The following is a 15,216-nucleotide window of genomic DNA, read 5'->3' as shown; positions in this document are numbered from 1 at the left end:
GCAACCGGGATGGCCACCGATCTGGTCCTTGTGATGGGGCGACCTCTGGTCTCGGCCCGGACGCGCCCCTACACTATGGACTATGGGTGCAAGAATTCTCCCCTTCAAACCTGTCCTCGCGGCATTGGCCTTGGGCCTTTCGCTTGTGGCACCTGCGCATGCGCAGAGCAGCTCCGAGGTTGAGCGGCTGTTCGATGACTTGCAGACCGCCAGCCCCGAGCAAACGCCCGAACTGGCGGCCGGGATCCGCGAGGTCTGGTCGCGCAGCGGCTCGGCGGCGATCGACCTGCTTCTGGAGCGGGGCCGCACCGCGCTGGTCGAAGGCGACACGCAGGCCGCGATCGAGCATCTGACCGCCGCGCTCGACCATGCCCCCGATCTGGCCGAGGCGCATGTGCTGCGCGCCAACGCCTATTACGTCGCCGGTCTCACCGGTCCCGCCATCGAGGATCTGCGCGCGGCGCTCGAACGCGAGCCACGCCACTTCGGGGCGCTGCAAGGCTTTGCCGCGCTGCTTGAGGAGATGGGCAGACCCGAGGCCGCGCGCGAGGTCTGGGGACGGGTGCTGAGCCTGACACCGCACGACAGCGAGGCCGTCGCGGCCGCGCAGCGCCTCGACATCATGCTGGGCGGCCGCACGCTCTGAACTTACACGCCCCAAGGGCGACCACAGGACCTCCCCCATGACCCCCTCGCGCATCGGAGCCGTGCTCGGCCCCACCAATACCGGCAAGACGCATTACGCGATCGAGCGGATGCTGGCCTACCGCTCCGGTATCATCGGCCTGCCGCTGCGGCTCTTGGCGCGCGAGGTCTATGACCGAATCGTGAAGGCGCGTGGCCCCTCGGTGGTGGCGCTGGTCACCGGCGAAGAGCGCATTGTGCCGCCGCGGGCCGCCTACTGGGTCTGCACCGTCGAGGCGATGCCCGAGATGGACGCCGATTTCCTCGCCGTGGATGAGATCCAGCTCTGCGCCGATCCGGAGCGCGGCCATATCTTCACCGACCGGCTCTTGCGCGCGCGCGGCCGCCACGAGACGTTGTTTCTGGGCTCCGAGACCATGGGTCCAGCGATCCGCAGCCTCGTGCCCGAAGCCGAGACGATCCGCCGCGACCGGCTCTCGACGCTGAGCTACTCGGGCTCGAAAAAGCTTAGCCGGATGCCCGAACGCTCGGCCATCGTCGGTTTTTCGGTCGACAGCGTCTATGCCATAGCCGAGCTGATCCGCCGCCAGAAGGGCGGGGCGGCAGTCGTCATGGGGGCGCTCAGCCCGCGCACGCGCAATGCGCAGGTCGAGATGTATCAGAATGGCGACGTCGACTACCTCGTGGCGACCGACGCCATCGGCATGGGCCTCAACCTCGACATCGGTCATGTCGCCTTCTCGTCGCTGGTCAAATTCGACGGGCACAAGATGCGGCATCTGGCCCCCGACGAGCTGGCGCAGATCGCCGGTCGTGCGGGGCGACACCGCACCAATGGCAGCTTTGGTGTGACCGGCGAGGCGCCGCCGCTCGACGACGAGGTGATCGAGGCCATCGAGAACCATCAGTTCCGACCCGTCACCCGGCTGTTCTGGCGCAATTCCGACCTGCAGTTCGGTTCGCTCAAGCGGTTGATCCAGACGCTGGAGCAACGCACCAATAACCCATGGCTGGGCCGGGTGCGCGAGAGCGACGACCTCGCGGCGCTCAAATCGCTCTCTGCCGATCCGGTGATCGCGGCGAGGGCGCATGACGGTTCCTCGGTGCGGCTGCTCTGGGATGTCTGCCGTCTGCCGGATTTTCGTGGCATCGGTCGCGGCGAACATGCCGAGATGGTGGGGCAGATATTCTCGCATCTGCAAGACCGCGGCCGCATCCCCGACGACTGGTTTGCCAAGCGCATCGAGCGCATCGATCGCCCCGACGGCGATATCGATGCGCTGTCCAAGCGCCTGGCCTATATCCGTACCTGGACCTACGTGGCCCAGCGCAAGGGATGGGTCGGGGACGAAAGCCATTGGCGCGACGTGACGCGCGGAGTAGAAGATCGCCTGTCGGATGCGCTGCATGGCGCGCTGACTCAAAGATTCGTGGATCGGCGGACCAGCGTTCTGGCCCGGCGGCTCAAGCAGAAGGAGGTCATGGTGGCCGAAGTGACAGACAACGGCGACGTGACGGTCGAGGGCGAATACGTCGGACGGCTGGAAGGTTTCCGGTTCCGCGCCGACAAGGCCGGTAGCCCGGACGAGGCGAAGACGCTGCGGCAGGCGGCGGACAAGGCGCTCGCGCCGCAGTTCCACCTGCGCGCGGATCGCTTTTACAACGCGCCCGATACCGAGATCGACGTGACCGAGCAGGGCGGCCTCATGTGGGGGTCTTCTGCCGTGGGCAAGCTCGTCTCAGGGGCTGATCCGTTCAAACCGCAGGTTGCGGCCTATGTGGACGAAGAGGCAGGCACCGAGATCACCGAGAAGGTGAAGCGCCGCTTGCAGCACTTCATCGATCGCAAGATCGCCGCGACCCAAGAGCCGCTTTTGGCGCTGGGTGCCGACGAGGCGCTGACCGGTCAGGCCAAGGGCTTTGCCTTCCGCATGGTCGAGAATTTCGGCGTCATTCCGCGCGGCGACATCGCCGACGAGGTGCGCGCGCTTGATCAGGAGGCGCGCGGCGCGCTGCGCAAGCACGGCATCCGTTTCGGCCAGTTCACCGTGTTCATGCCCGCACTGCTCAAGCCCGCGCCGACGCGTATCCGCCTCGTGCTCTGGGCGCTGTCGAAGAACCTGCAGGAGTTTCCCGAAACGCCGCCGCCGGGTCTCGTCACCGTGCCTGCCACCCGTGGGGCCGCGCCGGGCTACTATGCGATGGCGGGCTACCGCGCCGCCGGCGAGCGCGCGATCCGCATCGACATGCTCGAGCGTCTCGCCGACATGCTGCGCGACCGCGACAGCAAGGGCGGCTTCGAGGCGGTGCCCGACATGCTGTCGATCACCGGCCTGACGCTCGAGCAGTTCGCCGAGCTGATGTCGGGGCTGGGTTACAAGGCCGAGAAGGGCGAGCGCGCCAAGGCCAAGCCTGCCAAGGCGGCGGCACCGCAGGAAGTGCCGGGGGACAAGCCCGATACCACGCCCGCCGCCCCGGAAGGACCGGATGTTCCGGGCAATTCGCCTCAGGAGGCTCCGGCCCAACCTGACGTGCCGGACACCACGCCCGCGGCCCCCGAGCAGCCCGACCTGCCCAACGAGACGCCGGACACGCCGGAGCAGCCGGACAATGCGCCCGCCAGCCCGACCGACGTGCCGGGCACCGAGCCGGACCTGCCGCCCTCCGAGGTGCCGGGCGGCTCGCCCGATCGTGGCCCCGCGCCCGCGCCCGACGAGATGCCAGACAGCGATCCGCCCGTGGGCATCCCGGCCGGCAATCCGACCGAGATCCCGCCGGGCACCATCGCCGTGGGCGAGACCGCGCCCGAGGCCGCGAACGAGGCCGCCGAGTCCACCGAGATGGAGACCTTCTACACCTTCACATGGGCCGGGCGCGGACAGCGCCGGGGCGGTGACGGTCAAAAAGGCCGCCGCCAAGGCGCTCAGGGCGGGCAGGGCCACAAGGCCGAGGGCAACCGGGGCGACGCGCCGCGCGCAGCCAAGGGCAAGCCCAACGGCAAGGGCGAAGGTCGCGGTGAAGGCCGGGGCGACAAGCGTCGCGGACCCAAGCCCGAGCGTGACGAGCGCCCGCGCAACTTCTCCTCGCAGCCGTCCCGCGAGAAGAAGATCGACCCCGACAACCCCTTCGCCGCCGCGCTCGCGGGCTTCAAGCGCGATTGAGCCGGGGCGAAGCGACACCAGCCGAGGCGCCGCGCGAGACGCTGCGCCTCGACAAGTGGCTCTGGCAGGCCCGGTTCTTCAAGACCCGGAGCCTTGCCACCGCCTTGGTCACCAAGGGCCGGGTGCGCGTCAACGGCCAGCGGGCCTTGCGCGCATCGCGCGGGGTGGGGCCGGGGGACGTGCTTACATTTCCGCAAGCGGGGCTGATCCGGGTCGTGCGCATTCTTGCCTTGGGCGAGCGGCGCGGCCCGGCTCCGGAGGCGCGTGGCCTTTACGACGATCTCGACCCGCCTGACGTGCCGGCCGAGGATCAGCGGCCCGACGCGGGGCCGGGGGTGCTTGAATGACCCTGCGGACTGTTCTAGCTAGGCCGCAACAAGCATCGAGGGCCCGCCAATGACCTACGTCGTCAAGGACAACTGCATCGCCTGCAAGTACACGGATTGCGTCGAGGTCTGCCCCGTCGACTGCTTCTACGAGGGCGAGAACATGCTCGTCATCCATCCCGACGAATGCATCGACTGCGGCGTCTGCGAGCCCGAGTGCCCGGCCGATGCGATCCGTCCCGACACCGAACCGGATGTCGAGAAGTGGGTCGAGTTCAATCGCAAGTATTCCGAGATCTGGCCGGTGATCGTCACCAAGAAAGATCCCCTGCCGAACGCGGAAGAGATGGACGGCAAGGAGGGCAAGATGGAACTGTTCTCCGAAGCGCCCGGCGAAGGCGGCTGATTCGCTCCAAACCGCCGGGCCGTAACGCGACCTGAGCCGAAATGCCTTGTCCAAAGGCGTTTCGCCGCGATGCCGCGTGGCGCTTCCTTGGGGGGCATTTTTGTGCTATATTGATCCGGTAATGCTGCTGCAAACCTAGATCCCATCCGGCCGTCTGCGCCCCCGACGAACCATTCGGTTTGTCGGGCCTTTCGCGCGTCACATTCCCGGTGAGGTCTTTCAGGAAGGACGTCATGAGCAAGAAGAAGAACGAATTCCGCCCCGATGATTTCGTCGTCTATCCGGCGCATGGCGTCGGCAAGATCGTCTCGATCGAAGAGCAGGAAGTTGCGGGCATGTCGCTCGAGCTTTTCGTGATCTCATTCGAGAAGGACAAGATGACCCTGCGCGTGCCCACGCACAAGGCAACCGAGGCCGGGCTGCGCTCGCTGTCCTCGCCCGATGTCGTGGCCCACGCCATGAAGACCCTCAAGGGCAAGGCCAAGGTCAAGAAGGCCATGTGGTCGCGCCGCGCGCAGGAATACGAACAGAAGATCAACTCGGGCGATCTCATCGCCATCGCCGAGGTGGTCCGCGACCTGCACCGCGCCGACGACCAGCGCGAGCAATCCTATTCCGAGCGTCAGCTCTACGAGGCCGCACTCGAGCGCCTGATCCGTGAGATCGCCGCCGTGTCAGGCAGCGACGAGACCGCCGCCGCGCGCGAGATCGACGGTGTGCTGGTGAGCCGCGCCGCCGCTGCCTGATCCTTCCACCGGATGAATGAGAAGGGCCGCACCGTTTGGTGCGGCCCTTTTGCGTGGCGCTTGGTTGATGTGCCGGATTTTGAGTATTTTCAGAGTAAAGTTGCCGAAGCGCCGCGCGATACCGATACCCTGCGAAACGCCTCCCGTGACTTTACTCTTCGAATACTCATGGCGCGGGACCGAGCCACAGCGCGGATCAGGGCGCGGGCCTCAGAGCTTTTCGGGGAGCGCCCGCCAACCGATATCGTGCCGGCAGAAGCCTTCGGGCCAGTCGATGGCGTCGACCATGGCATAAGCCGCCTCGCGCGCCTGCGCGAGGGTTTCACCCCGTGCGGTCACGTTCAGAACCCGACCGCCATTGGCAACGATGCCACCGTCCTTGGCCGCCGTGCCCGCGTGGAACACCATGGCCGAGGAGCTCTCTTCCAGCGCGTCGAGGCCCCTGATGCGGGAACCCTTCTCGTAGCTGCCCGGATAGCCATTCGCCGCCATCACCACGGTCAGCGCATGATCGTCGGCCCATTGCGCTTTCACGCTCTCCAGCCTGCCTTCGGCGCAGGCCTGAATCAGGTCGAGCGCCTGACCGCCAAGCCGCATCATCAGCACCTGGCACTCGGGGTCGCCGAACCGGACATTGTACTCCACGAGGCGCGGTTGTCCGTGCTGGATCATCAGACCTACGTAGAGCACGCCGGAATAGGGCGTGCCGCGCTTGGCCATCTCGCGCATCGTCGGGCGGACGATCTCGTCGAGGGCCTTTTGCGCCACCGCGTCATCGAGGATCGGCGCGGGGGAGTAGGCGCCCATGCCGCCTGTGTTGGGGCCGGTATCGCCGTCGCCCACGCGCTTGTGGTCCTGTGCTGTGCCGATCGGCAGCACCGTTTCGCCGTCCACGAGCACGAAGAAGCTCGCCTCCTCGCCTTCCATGAATTCCTCGATCACCACCTCGGAACCCGCGGCACCGAATTCACCGCCGAACATGTGTTCGAGCGCCGACACTGCCTCGTCGCGTTCCATCGCCACGACCACGCCCTTGCCGGCGGCGAGACCGTCGGCCTTGATGACGATCGGCATCGATTGCGTTTCGAGATAGGCGCGCGCGGCATCGAGATCGGTGAAATGCGCGTAGCCCGCCGTGGGGGCATTCGCCGCGTCACAGATCGCCTTGGTAAAGCTCTTGGAGCTTTCGAGCCGCGCCGCTTCGGCCGAGGGGCCGAACACGCGCAGTCCCGCCGCCCGGCAGGCATCGGCGACGCCCAGGGCCAGAGGTGCCTCCGGGCCGACGATGATCAGATCCACCGCGTTCTCGGCGGCAAAGCCCGCGACCGCGTCGCCATCGAGGATATCGAGATCGGCGCATTCGGCGATCTGTGCGATGCCCGCGTTGCCCGGAGCCACGATTAACCTGTCGCACTTGGGGTTCTGCAGCACCGCCCAGGCGATGGAGTGTTCGCGCCCGCCGGACCCGAGGATGAGGATGTTCATGGTCGCGTCTCCCGCACAGCTTGCCGTCGGGGCCGCTTCTATGCGGGCGGGCATTCCGGGGCAATGGCGCGGCTCTGGCATCAGAGCTGTGGCCGATCAGCCACTCTGTCGCTCCGGAAGCCTACGTCGGGGCCCGAGAAGCTGGAGGAGATCACAGCGCCGTGAGATGCAACCTTTGGTTTAAATGAGGATTAACCCTATGCAAAGACGCCATTTTCTTGCCATGATTCCGTTCGGCCTCGGGCTGGCCGCCACCGGTGCGATGGCTCAGGATGATCCTTTGGGCGTGATCTTCATGCAGCTGCCGGCGAAGACGCGCCGTGACCTGCAGGAGGAGTTGAGCTTCGGCGGCTTCTATCAAGGCGCGCTCGACGCGGCCTGGGGTCCGGGCACGCGGCGTGGGGTGATCGAGGCCGCGCAATTCCTGCCGCAGAACTCACGCGGCCGCGTTCAGCCCGATCTGAGCCACGTGCGCGGCGTTCAGACCTTCATGACCGGCTTGGCGCGTAAGGAATATTCCGCCTGGCTCTATGGCGAGGGTGAAGAGAACGATATGGGGCAGTGACCCCGTTGCCCCCTTGCGTGGCTTGGTGCAGGTAAGGGGCATGGACCTGTTCGAAGACGATGGCCCCGACGCGGGCGACAACGCGCATGAGTTCACCGTGTCCGAGATTTCGGGCGCGGTGAAGAAGACCATCGAAGGCGAATTCGGGCATGTCCGGGTGCGTGGAGAGGTGGGCCGCGTCACGATCGCGCGCACCGGCCACATGTATTTCGACCTCAAGGATGACCGTTCGGTGCTGGCCAGCGTCAGCTGGAAGGGGCAGGTCTCCAAGCTCAGCCATCGCCCCGAAGAGGGGATGGAGGTCATTGCCACCGGGCGGATGACCACCTTCGGCTCGCAGTCGCGCTACCAACTCAACGTCGAGGAAGTGGTGCCTGCGGGCGCGGGCGCGCTGATGGCGATGCTGGAAAAGCGGCGGCAGGCGCTCGCCGCCGAGGGGCTGTTCGACGAGGGGCGCAAGCGGCCCATCCCCTATCTGCCGGAGGTCATCGGCGTCGTGACCTCGCCCACCGGCGCGGTGATCCGCGATATCCTGCACCGCCTGCGCGACCGGTTTCCGCGCAAGGTGCTGGTCTGGCCGGTAGCGGTGCAGGGCAAATCCTCGGCCGCCGAGGTGGCCGCCGCCATTCGCGGCTTCAACGCCATGAGCCCGGGCGGCGCGCTGCCGCGTCCCGACCTGTTGATCGTGGCGCGGGGTGGCGGCTCGATCGAGGATCTGTGGGGGTTCAACGAGGAAATCGTCGTGCGCGCCGCGGCCGAGAGCGAGATCCCCCTTATCTCGGCCGTGGGTCACGAGACCGATACCACCTTGATCGATCACGCCAGCGACCGCCGCGCGCCGACACCCACCGCCGCCGCCGAGATGGCGGTGCCGGTCCGGGCCGAGCTTCAGGCCACGCTGGCACAATTCGGTGCGCGGCTCGGGCAATCGTCCCGTGCAGGCCTCGACCGTCGGGCCGAGCGGCTGCGCGATCTGTCGCGCGCGCTGCCGCGCCCCGAGACGCTGCTGATGGGGCCTGCGCAGCGGCTCGACGCGCTCGACATGCGGTTGCCGGGCGCATTACGCGCAGCCATCGCACGCAAGCGGATCGAGCTGTCGGATCACCCGCTGCGCCCCGGCCTCGTCACCCACGCCGTCGAACGGGGCCGCGATCGACTGAACGCCGCCTCGGCGCGGCTGCCGGGGGCGCATCGCGCGGGGCTGGCGCAAAAACGGCTCCGGCTCGAAGGGCTGCGGCTCAGCCCGGCGGCGCTTAGCCGCGCCGTCGATCAGGAGCGCCGGACGCTGGGCCAGATCGCGGCAAGGCTGCGCCCCGATCTCGTGCAGCGGCCACTTGATCATCGTCGCGAGCGCCTCGCGGCCTTGGCGCGTCTGCTCGATACGCTGAGCTACCGATCAACGCTGGCGCGCGGTTATGCCGTGGTGCGCGGCGACGGTGCTGTGGTCACCGACGTCGCGGCGGCGCAGGCAGCCGGGGTGCTTGAGATCGAATTCCGCGATGGGCGGATGCAGGTCGGGCAGGGCCCCAAGCCCAAGCGTGCCGCCAAGCCCGTGCCACCACCGCCCGAACAGGGCACGCTTCTCTAGACCCCGACCTCGGGCTGGCACGACAGCGGTGCGTCGCTCTCATCCGTTTGATAGAGTTGCGGCGTCGCCGGGTCGTTGACGAACTCGGCGCTGAGCCGTCCGCCTTCCTCATAAAAGCGCCAGCATTCCGGGCCGGTGCCGTCCTCATAGGCAAAGCAGATCGCACCGGCGTTGGGATACCACTCCCCGTCGAGGCATCGCCCATTGAGAAATGACCATGTCACCTGTCGGTCGGGGCCATAGCGCTCCCTGCCATAGGGCTGGCCTTGGCTTTCGTAGGTCAGGGTGCGCCCTTCGACCAAAGCTTCGAAAGCGTCGGCCCCGAGCGGCATGCGTTCCTGCGCGGCGACGGGCAAAACGAACAGAAGGGTGAAGGCCAGTGGCAGGCCGAGACGAGTATGGGTCATGGCCCCACGCTCTCATTCTCCCGCCTCCGCCGCCAGCCCCTTGGTACCCGCTGCGCGCCAATTTGCCACGCGCGGGTCCATCACCCGTCGCCATGCGCGGGGCCACAGCGCGAGGCAGGCCATCACCGGCAGGCTGCGCGGCAGCATCGGTGCATCCTGTGGCAGGTCGAGTGCGGGAAAGCTCCGGGCCGGGCGTGCATGGTGGTCCGAATGGCGCGGGGCGTTCAGCATCATCCATGACGACACGGGATGCGGGCTGTTCCAGCTGTGCCGCGCGCCGACAGGCTCGGGGCGGCCACCGGCGCGGCGTGTCCGCTCCAGACCGTAGTGCTGCACGTAATCCGAAAGCAGAAGTTGCACCTGTGCGAACCCCGCGAGCGCGAGATGCGCGATGAGCCCGGCCCATCCGGCCAACAGCAGCGAGGCGGCCAGCGCCACGACCGCGCCGCCTGCATAGATCCAGTAGGGATGCAGTCCGCGCCCGCGCCGCCGCGCTGTCTCGGCACGCAGCCCTTCGCGGAACCCGCCGTGCCAAGCGCGTAGCGCATAGCGCCAGAACCCTTCGCCGCGCCGCGCCGTGGCCGGGTCGTCGCGCGTCGCCACCCGGACATGGTGTACCAGCGGATGCGCCGAGGCGTGGTGCCCGAACAAGAGCGAGGCATAGACCGCGACGCCCAGCCTGCGTGACCCGCGCATGGAGCGATGGATCAGCTCATGCGCGTTGGCGTTGCTCACCTGGCCGAGCCAGAGACCGGTGGCAGCATAAAGCCCGGCCTTCTCCACGGGTCCGAGCCAGTCGCCTGCCAGCGCCCAGACCGCGCCGGCCAGCACCGCGAAATGCGCGCACCCGATCACCAGCGTCAGGGCGCTTGAGGCCGGAAATTCCGCCCCCGGCTGCGGCGAGGCCAACCGCGCGCCGATCTCATCAAGAGTCGCCGCAAGGGGCGTCAGCGCCAGCGGCGCGACGAGCGTCCAGATCCCACCCCAGACCATCGCCGCCGCGATGAGCGGCAGCGGCAGCAGAGTGGCGGCTGCGAAAGTGAGTGGCATGGCGACCTCGGTGGGGCGGGCAGGACAGTCTTGCGCGCACGCCCCTCCCTTTCCAAGACCCCCTGCAGGGGTTAGGTGAAGCAGGTAACATCAAAGACAGCAGGACCGGGCGGCGCATGTCCTTTTTCGGAAAACTCAAAGACCGGCTCTTCACCTCGTCTTCCAAGCTCGACCGCGGACTCGAGGAGATCGTCGAGGAGGGGGCAGGGACTGCCGAGACGCAGGAGGCTCGGGCGCCCGCGCCGGAGCCTGCCGCCCCCGAGACGCAGTTGGACCCCGCCCTTGAGCCGGATATTGCGCAAGAGCCGGATGTCGAGCCTGAGCCCACGCCGCGCCCGGAGCCCAGCGCCCCTGCAGCGCCGCGCCCGGCAACGCCCGATGCCATGCCCCCCGTGTCGCCTCCCGTGACACCCGGCATGCCTGCCGCCCCGGTGACGCCCCCCGCGCCGCCGGTGCATGAAAATCGCGCGCCGGAGCCTGTGTCGGAACCCGCGCGAGAACCCGCACCCGCCCCCGCACCTGCTGCCCAGAAGCCCGGGCTGATTGGTCGCCTGTTCGGCAAGGGAGGCGATGCCGCGCCGCGCCGCGAGCTTGACGACGCGATGCTAGAGCGGCTCGAAGAGCTGCTGATCCAGTCCGATATGGGCGTGGAGACGGCGTTGCGCGTCACCGCCAACATCGCCGAGGGCCGCATGGGCCGCAAACTCTCGGTCCCCGAGATCAAGGACCTGCTCGCGGGCGAGATTGCCCGGATCATGGAGCCGGTCGCGCGCCCGATGCCGATCTATTCCAAGAGCCCGCAGGTCGTGCTGGTCGTCGGCGTCAACGGCTCGGGCAAGACCACGACCATCGGCAAGCTCGCGAGCCAGTTTCGCGCCGCCGGGAAGTCGGTGGTGATCGCCGCCGGAGACACCTTCCGCGCCGCCGCCGTGGAACAGCTCCAGATCTGGGGCGATCGCGCGGGCGTGCCGGTGATGACCGCGCCGCAGGGCACCGATCCGGCGAGCCTTGCCTTCGACGCGATGACCCGCGCGCAGGCCGATGGCGCGGACCTGTTGCTGATCGATACAGCGGGGCGCCTGCAGAACCGGCAGGACCTGATGGAGGAGCTGTCGAAGATCGTCCGCGTGATCCGCAAGAAAGACCCCGACGCGCCGCACAACACGCTCTTGGTGCTCGACGCCACCACCGGGCAGAACGCGCTGAGCCAGGTCGAGATCTTCCGCAATATCGCAGATGTGTCGGGGCTGGTAATGACCAAGCTCGACGGTACGGCGCGCGGTGGCGTTCTGGTGGCGCTGGCCGACCGCTTCGGCCTGCCGATCCATGCGATCGGCGTGGGCGAGCAGATCGACGATCTGGCGCCTTTCGATCCCGAAGATTTCGCGCGCGCGCTGACCGGAGCCGAGGGCGACCTGACCTAGTCGTGCCAGCCGAGCAGTCGCTCGACTTCGCGCAACAGCATCAGCACTACGACCACCATCACGCTCGCCATTGCGGCAAGCGGGATCTGCCCCGCGCCGCAGCCCAGCCCCACGGCCCCCGCGAGCCAGAGCGACGCGCCGGTGGTGATGTTCCGCACTTCGCCCTTGGCGGTGAAGATGATGCCCGCCGCAAGGAAAGCGACGCCCGAGGTGACCGCCTCGATCAGGCGCAACGGGTCGATGCGTTTGTCGTCGGTGCCGCCGAAGTCGAGCTGCGTGACCTCCTGTCCCAGCATTACGAAAAGCGCAGCGGCCAGTCCGACGAGGATATGGGTGCGCAGGCCGGCGGGCTTGCCGCGCCACTCGCGCTCGATGCCGATGATCCCGGTCAGTACGATCGCCGCCAGAAGCCGCATCGCCGCGACCCACGGCCCGGTGGCGCGGAACCCGGTGGCGAGATCGGCTTGCAGCACTTCGAGCATGAATCGTGGCCTCCTTTGGATGTTTGCGTGACAACGGTGCATCACCGCGCCGTGTTCCCGGCCCCCGGGCGGGGCGCCGAGGACTGGTCCAACCGGGGCGCAATGCGTATGTCGGGTCCGACAGCGGGCGCGGCGCGCTCATAGAGGAGACCGAGAATGGCGCAACGCAACATCAGCCCATGGCTCAAACAGGCACTGGAACTGGGGCCGACGCTGGCCTTCTTCCTCGTCTATCTCAAGCTCAAGGAAGAGAGCTTCATGATCGCGGGGACCGAGTATTCGGGCTTCATCCTCGCCACGCTGATCTTCATCCCCATCCTGCTTGCGGCCATGGCCGCGCTCTGGGCGCTGACCGGAAGCCTGAGCCGGATGCAGGTGTTCACCGCCTTCATGGTGATCTTCTTTGGTGGGCTGACCGCGTGGTTCAACGACGAGCGGTTCTTCATGATGAAGACGACCATCGTCTACGGCCTTTTTGCCGCGATCCTCGTGACCGGGCTGGTGCTGCGCAAGAGCTGGCTCGAATGGGTGATGGGCGAGGCTCTGCCGATGCGCCACGAAGGCTGGCTCTTGCTGACCCGTCGCCTCGCGATGATGTTTGCGGCCCTGGCGGTCGCCAACGAGTTCATCTGGCGCACCCAGTCCGAAGAGCTGTGGGTCAAGCTCGAGACCTTTGCCTTTCCGGCGGCGCTCTTCGTGTTCCTGTGGCTGCAGATCGCGGCGCTGCAGCCCTATATGATCGAATCCAAGGAATAGGGGATCGGTCGGAGATTAAGTATTTTCGAGCTAAAGTAGCCGTCGGGGTACATGGTGCCCCGGCGGCGTGCGTTCAGCGTTGGCCGAACATGTGTTTTTGCTGGTCGCGATCCGCCGTGCCCTGCCGCAGATCGAGATGCAGGGCCACGCCGCGCGCCGTGGCGGGGCGTGCCTCCAGAGCGTCGAGCCAGCGCGTCATGTGGGGAAACTCCTCGATCCGCTGCTCCTGCCGCGCCCAGAGCCGCGCCCATGGGAAACAGGCCATGTCGGCGATGGTGTAATCCGCCCCGGCCACGAATTCGTTTTTGGCCAATTGCCGGTCGAGCACGCCGTAAAGCCGTGCGACCTCGCCTCTGTAGCGATCCTTGGCATAGGCGATGTCCTGCGGCGGGGTCAGGCCGGGGGCATATTGCAGAAAGTGATGCGCTTGCCCCGCCATCGGGCCGAGGCCGCCTATCTGCCACATCAGCCATTGGTCCACCGCTATGCGCGCCCGCTCGGTCGCGCCACAGAAGCGACCGGTCTTGCGGGCGAGGTATTGCAGGATCGCACCGCTTTCGAAGATCGAGATCGGCGCGCCGTCGGGGCCGTCGGGGTCGGTGATCGCGGGCATCCGGCCATTGGGCGACAGTGCGAGGAACTCCGGGCGGCGCTGGTCGCCGGCACCGATGTTCACCAGATGCACCGCGTAGGGCAGTTCCATTTCCTCGAGCGCGATGGAGATCTTCCAGCCGTTCGGCGTGGGCCAGTAATACAGATCGATGGGGGTGGGCATGGGGGCGATCCTCGTGCTGCGGTCCGGCAAGACTGGCAGGACGTTCGGCGGATGCAAGCTGGAAGGGACGGCGGGTATGCTTGACCGATGTCGGGTCGGGGGCTATCGCGACGTCAGACAGCGGCGCCCGGACCAAGGGCGCGGCCCCGCGCCGTGCCCGCCCGTGTCGCCTCGGAACAACTCGGCCCGGAGGCCATGACATGACCGAATATCGCAAGCGCACCCGCGCGGTTCACGCCGGCACCCGCCGCAGCCAGTATGGCGAGGTGAGCGAGGCGATCTTCATGACGCAGGGCTTCGTCTACGAGACGGCCGAGGCCGCCGAGCAGCGCTTCGTCAAGATCGAGGGCGACGAGTTCATCTATGCCCGCTACGGCAACCCGACCGTCAAGATGTTCGAGGACCGGCTGGCCGCGCTCGAAGGGGCCGAAGCCGCATTCGCCTGCGCCTCGGGCATGGCTGCCGTCAACGGCGCGCTGACCTCAATGCTCAAGGCAGGCGACCATGTGGTGTCGAGCCGCGCGCTGTTCGGCTCGTGTCTTTATATCCTCGAGGAAATCCTGCCGCGCTACGGCGTCGAGGTAACCTTTGTGGATGGCAAGAACCTCGACGAGTGGCGCGCGGCGCTCCGGCCCGATACGGTGGCGGTGTTCTTCGAAAGCGTCTCGAACCCCGCGCTCGAAGTCGTCGACATCGTGTCTGTGTCCGAACTTGCCCATGCGGTTGGCGCCAAGGTGGTCTGCGACAACGTCTTTGCCACGCCGGTCTATTCGGATGCGATCGCGCAAGGGGCCGACATCGTGGTCTATTCGGCCACCAAGCACATCGACGGACAAGGCCGGGCACTGGGCGGCGTGATCCTCGGCACCGAGGAGCATATCCGCGGTGTGGTCGAGCCCTACATGAAACACACCGGCGGTTCGCTTTCGCCATTCAGCGCCTGGCTGATGCTCAAGGGTCTGGAAACCATCGATCTTCGGGTGAGGGCACAGACCGAGAGCGCCGAGCGCGTTGCGCAGGCGCTGTCTCAGGAGAGCAAACTCGCGAAGGTAATCTACCCTGGATTGCCCGCTCATCCGCAGCATGAACTCGCCCTTAAGCAGATGGGCGCGGGCGGCACTATCGTCGTTTTTGACGCAGGATCGCGAGAAGCTGCGTTCAAGCTTCTGAATTCTCTCGACATCGTGATCATTTCGAACAACCTTGGGGATGCCAAGTCAATCGCGACGCATCCGGCGTCGACCACTCATCAAAGACTGCCGGAGCCTCAAAAAGCGGCACTTGGAATCACGCCGGGCCTGATCCGGTTGTCTGTCGGGCTCGAGGATGCCGAGGATCTGATCGAGGATCTGAGACACGCCATCGCAGCCATCTGAGTTCGGCGAACCGAACCGGGCAGA

General features: G+C 67.1%; 15 protein-coding genes. 10 read left to right on the top strand and 5 right to left on the bottom strand.

Translation table 11 applies throughout. The features are described 5' to 3' along the window. The first annotated feature begins 130 nt into the window (after positions 1–130). The 5 genes from AADJ02_RS05910 to AADJ02_RS05890 all read left to right on the top strand — a co-directional run bounded on the left by AADJ02_RS05910 (position 131) and on the right by AADJ02_RS05890 (position 5,284). Entirely contained in the window at positions 131–646 is a 516-nt protein-coding gene (locus AADJ02_RS05910) for a tetratricopeptide repeat protein (RefSeq protein WP_341212069.1), read from the top strand. Positions 647–683: 37 nt separating this feature from the next. Continuing rightward, positions 684–3,806, top strand: coding sequence for a helicase-related protein (locus tag AADJ02_RS05905; protein ID WP_341212068.1), 3,123 nt, complete (start codon positions 684–686; stop codon positions 3,804–3,806). After that, a complete protein-coding gene (locus AADJ02_RS05900) occupies positions 3,803–4,153 on the top strand; it encodes an RNA-binding S4 domain-containing protein (protein WP_341212067.1) in 351 nt (116 codons plus the stop codon). Before AADJ02_RS05905 ends, AADJ02_RS05900 begins: the two co-directional genes overlap by 4 nt. Before the next feature lie 49 nt (positions 4,154–4,202). Continuing rightward, positions 4,203–4,538, top strand: a complete 336-nt coding sequence (gene fdxA / locus AADJ02_RS05895) for a ferredoxin FdxA (RefSeq protein WP_341212066.1) — start codon at positions 4,203–4,205, stop codon at positions 4,536–4,538. Between the two features lie 233 nt (positions 4,539–4,771). Beyond that, the gene (locus AADJ02_RS05890) at positions 4,772–5,284 is read left to right on the top strand and encodes a CarD family transcriptional regulator (RefSeq protein ID WP_099274372.1); all 513 of its coding nucleotides are present in this window, start codon (positions 4,772–4,774) and stop codon (positions 5,282–5,284) included. A gap of 210 nt (positions 5,285–5,494) precedes the next feature. Here AADJ02_RS05890 and purD read toward each other — a convergent pair whose 3' ends face one another. Then, entirely contained in the window at positions 5,495–6,769 is a 1,275-nt protein-coding gene (purD, locus tag AADJ02_RS05885) for a phosphoribosylamine--glycine ligase (protein WP_341212065.1), read from the bottom strand. A 199-nt stretch (positions 6,770–6,968) separates the two neighbouring features. Here purD and AADJ02_RS05880 point away from each other — a divergent pair, with 199 nt between their 5' ends. Then, entirely contained in the window at positions 6,969–7,334 is a 366-nt protein-coding gene (locus AADJ02_RS05880; RefSeq protein ID WP_341212064.1) for a hypothetical protein, read from the top strand. Positions 7,335–7,374: 40 nt separating this feature from the next. Further along, positions 7,375–8,922: an exodeoxyribonuclease VII large subunit gene (xseA, locus tag AADJ02_RS05875; protein ID WP_341212063.1), complete on the top strand. Its 1,548-nt coding sequence runs from the start codon at positions 7,375–7,377 to the stop codon at positions 8,920–8,922. Here xseA and AADJ02_RS05870 read toward each other — a convergent pair. Next, complete coding sequence (locus AADJ02_RS05870) at positions 8,919–9,329, bottom strand: hypothetical protein (protein ID WP_341212062.1); 411 nt, start codon at positions 9,327–9,329, stop codon at positions 8,919–8,921. The genes xseA and AADJ02_RS05870 overlap by 4 nt on opposite strands. A gap of 12 nt (positions 9,330–9,341) precedes the next feature. Continuing rightward, on the bottom strand, positions 9,342–10,379 hold the full coding sequence (locus AADJ02_RS05865; RefSeq protein WP_341212061.1) for an alkane 1-monooxygenase: 1,038 nt from the start codon (positions 10,377–10,379) through the stop codon (positions 9,342–9,344). A gap of 116 nt (positions 10,380–10,495) precedes the next feature. On the opposite strand from AADJ02_RS05865, the gene ftsY reads away from it, so the two are divergent. Next, positions 10,496–11,803, top strand: a complete 1,308-nt coding sequence (ftsY, locus tag AADJ02_RS05860) for a signal recognition particle-docking protein FtsY (RefSeq protein ID WP_341212060.1) — start codon at positions 10,496–10,498, stop codon at positions 11,801–11,803. On the opposite strand, the gene AADJ02_RS05855 is transcribed toward ftsY, so the two are convergent. Continuing rightward, positions 11,800–12,285: an MgtC/SapB family protein gene (locus AADJ02_RS05855; protein ID WP_341212059.1), complete on the bottom strand. Its 486-nt coding sequence runs from the start codon at positions 12,283–12,285 to the stop codon at positions 11,800–11,802. The two genes, ftsY and AADJ02_RS05855, sit on opposite strands and share 4 nt — an antisense overlap. A gap of 156 nt (positions 12,286–12,441) precedes the next feature. On the opposite strand from AADJ02_RS05855, the gene AADJ02_RS05850 reads away from it, so the two are divergent. Further along, the gene (locus AADJ02_RS05850) at positions 12,442–13,041 is read left to right on the top strand and encodes an inner membrane-spanning protein YciB (RefSeq protein WP_341212058.1); all 600 of its coding nucleotides are present in this window, start codon (positions 12,442–12,444) and stop codon (positions 13,039–13,041) included. 73 nt (positions 13,042–13,114) lie between these two features. Here AADJ02_RS05850 and AADJ02_RS05845 read toward each other — a convergent pair whose 3' ends face one another. Beyond that, positions 13,115–13,816 (bottom strand): glutathione S-transferase N-terminal domain-containing protein, encoded by a 702-nt coding sequence (locus AADJ02_RS05845; protein WP_341212057.1) that lies wholly within the window; start codon positions 13,814–13,816, stop codon positions 13,115–13,117. Positions 13,817–14,016: 200 nt separating this feature from the next. Here AADJ02_RS05845 and metZ point away from each other — a divergent pair, with 200 nt between their 5' ends. Further along, positions 14,017–15,192 (top strand): O-succinylhomoserine sulfhydrylase, encoded by a 1,176-nt coding sequence (gene metZ, locus AADJ02_RS05840; protein ID WP_341212056.1) that lies wholly within the window; start codon positions 14,017–14,019, stop codon positions 15,190–15,192. Positions 15,193–15,216: the final 24 nt, after the last annotated feature.

Source organism: uncultured Limimaricola sp. (assembly GCF_964022235.1).
In the GTDB taxonomy this organism is placed as follows: Bacteria; Pseudomonadota; Alphaproteobacteria; order Rhodobacterales; family Rhodobacteraceae; genus Limimaricola.
This window is presented reverse-complemented; position numbering and strand designations above follow the sequence as displayed.

Excerpts from the sequence above, each read along its gene's own strand:
- AADJ02_RS05905 (WP_341212068.1), top strand. The coding sequence starts at position 684 with ATGACCCCCTCGCGCATCGGAGCCGTGCTCGGCCCCACCAATACCGGC.
- fdxA (WP_341212066.1), top strand. The coding sequence starts at position 4,203 with ATGACCTACGTCGTCAAGGACAACTGCATCGCCTGCAAGTACACGGAT.
- AADJ02_RS05890 (WP_099274372.1), top strand. The coding sequence starts at position 4,772 with ATGAGCAAGAAGAAGAACGAATTCCGCCCCGATGATTTCGTCGTCTAT.
- purD (WP_341212065.1), bottom strand. The coding sequence starts at position 6,769 with ATGAACATCCTCATCCTCGGGTCCGGCGGGCGCGAACACTCCATCGCC.
- AADJ02_RS05880 (WP_341212064.1), top strand. The coding sequence starts at position 6,969 with ATGCAAAGACGCCATTTTCTTGCCATGATTCCGTTCGGCCTCGGGCTG.
- xseA (WP_341212063.1), top strand. The coding sequence starts at position 7,375 with ATGGACCTGTTCGAAGACGATGGCCCCGACGCGGGCGACAACGCGCAT.
- AADJ02_RS05870 (WP_341212062.1), bottom strand. The coding sequence starts at position 9,329 with ATGACCCATACTCGTCTCGGCCTGCCACTGGCCTTCACCCTTCTGTTC.
- AADJ02_RS05865 (WP_341212061.1), bottom strand. The coding sequence starts at position 10,379 with ATGCCACTCACTTTCGCAGCCGCCACTCTGCTGCCGCTGCCGCTCATC.
- ftsY (WP_341212060.1), top strand. The coding sequence starts at position 10,496 with ATGTCCTTTTTCGGAAAACTCAAAGACCGGCTCTTCACCTCGTCTTCC.
- AADJ02_RS05855 (WP_341212059.1), bottom strand. The coding sequence starts at position 12,285 with ATGCTCGAAGTGCTGCAAGCCGATCTCGCCACCGGGTTCCGCGCCACC.
- AADJ02_RS05850 (WP_341212058.1), top strand. The coding sequence starts at position 12,442 with ATGGCGCAACGCAACATCAGCCCATGGCTCAAACAGGCACTGGAACTG.
- AADJ02_RS05845 (WP_341212057.1), bottom strand. The coding sequence starts at position 13,816 with ATGCCCACCCCCATCGATCTGTATTACTGGCCCACGCCGAACGGCTGG.
- metZ (WP_341212056.1), top strand. The coding sequence starts at position 14,017 with ATGACCGAATATCGCAAGCGCACCCGCGCGGTTCACGCCGGCACCCGC.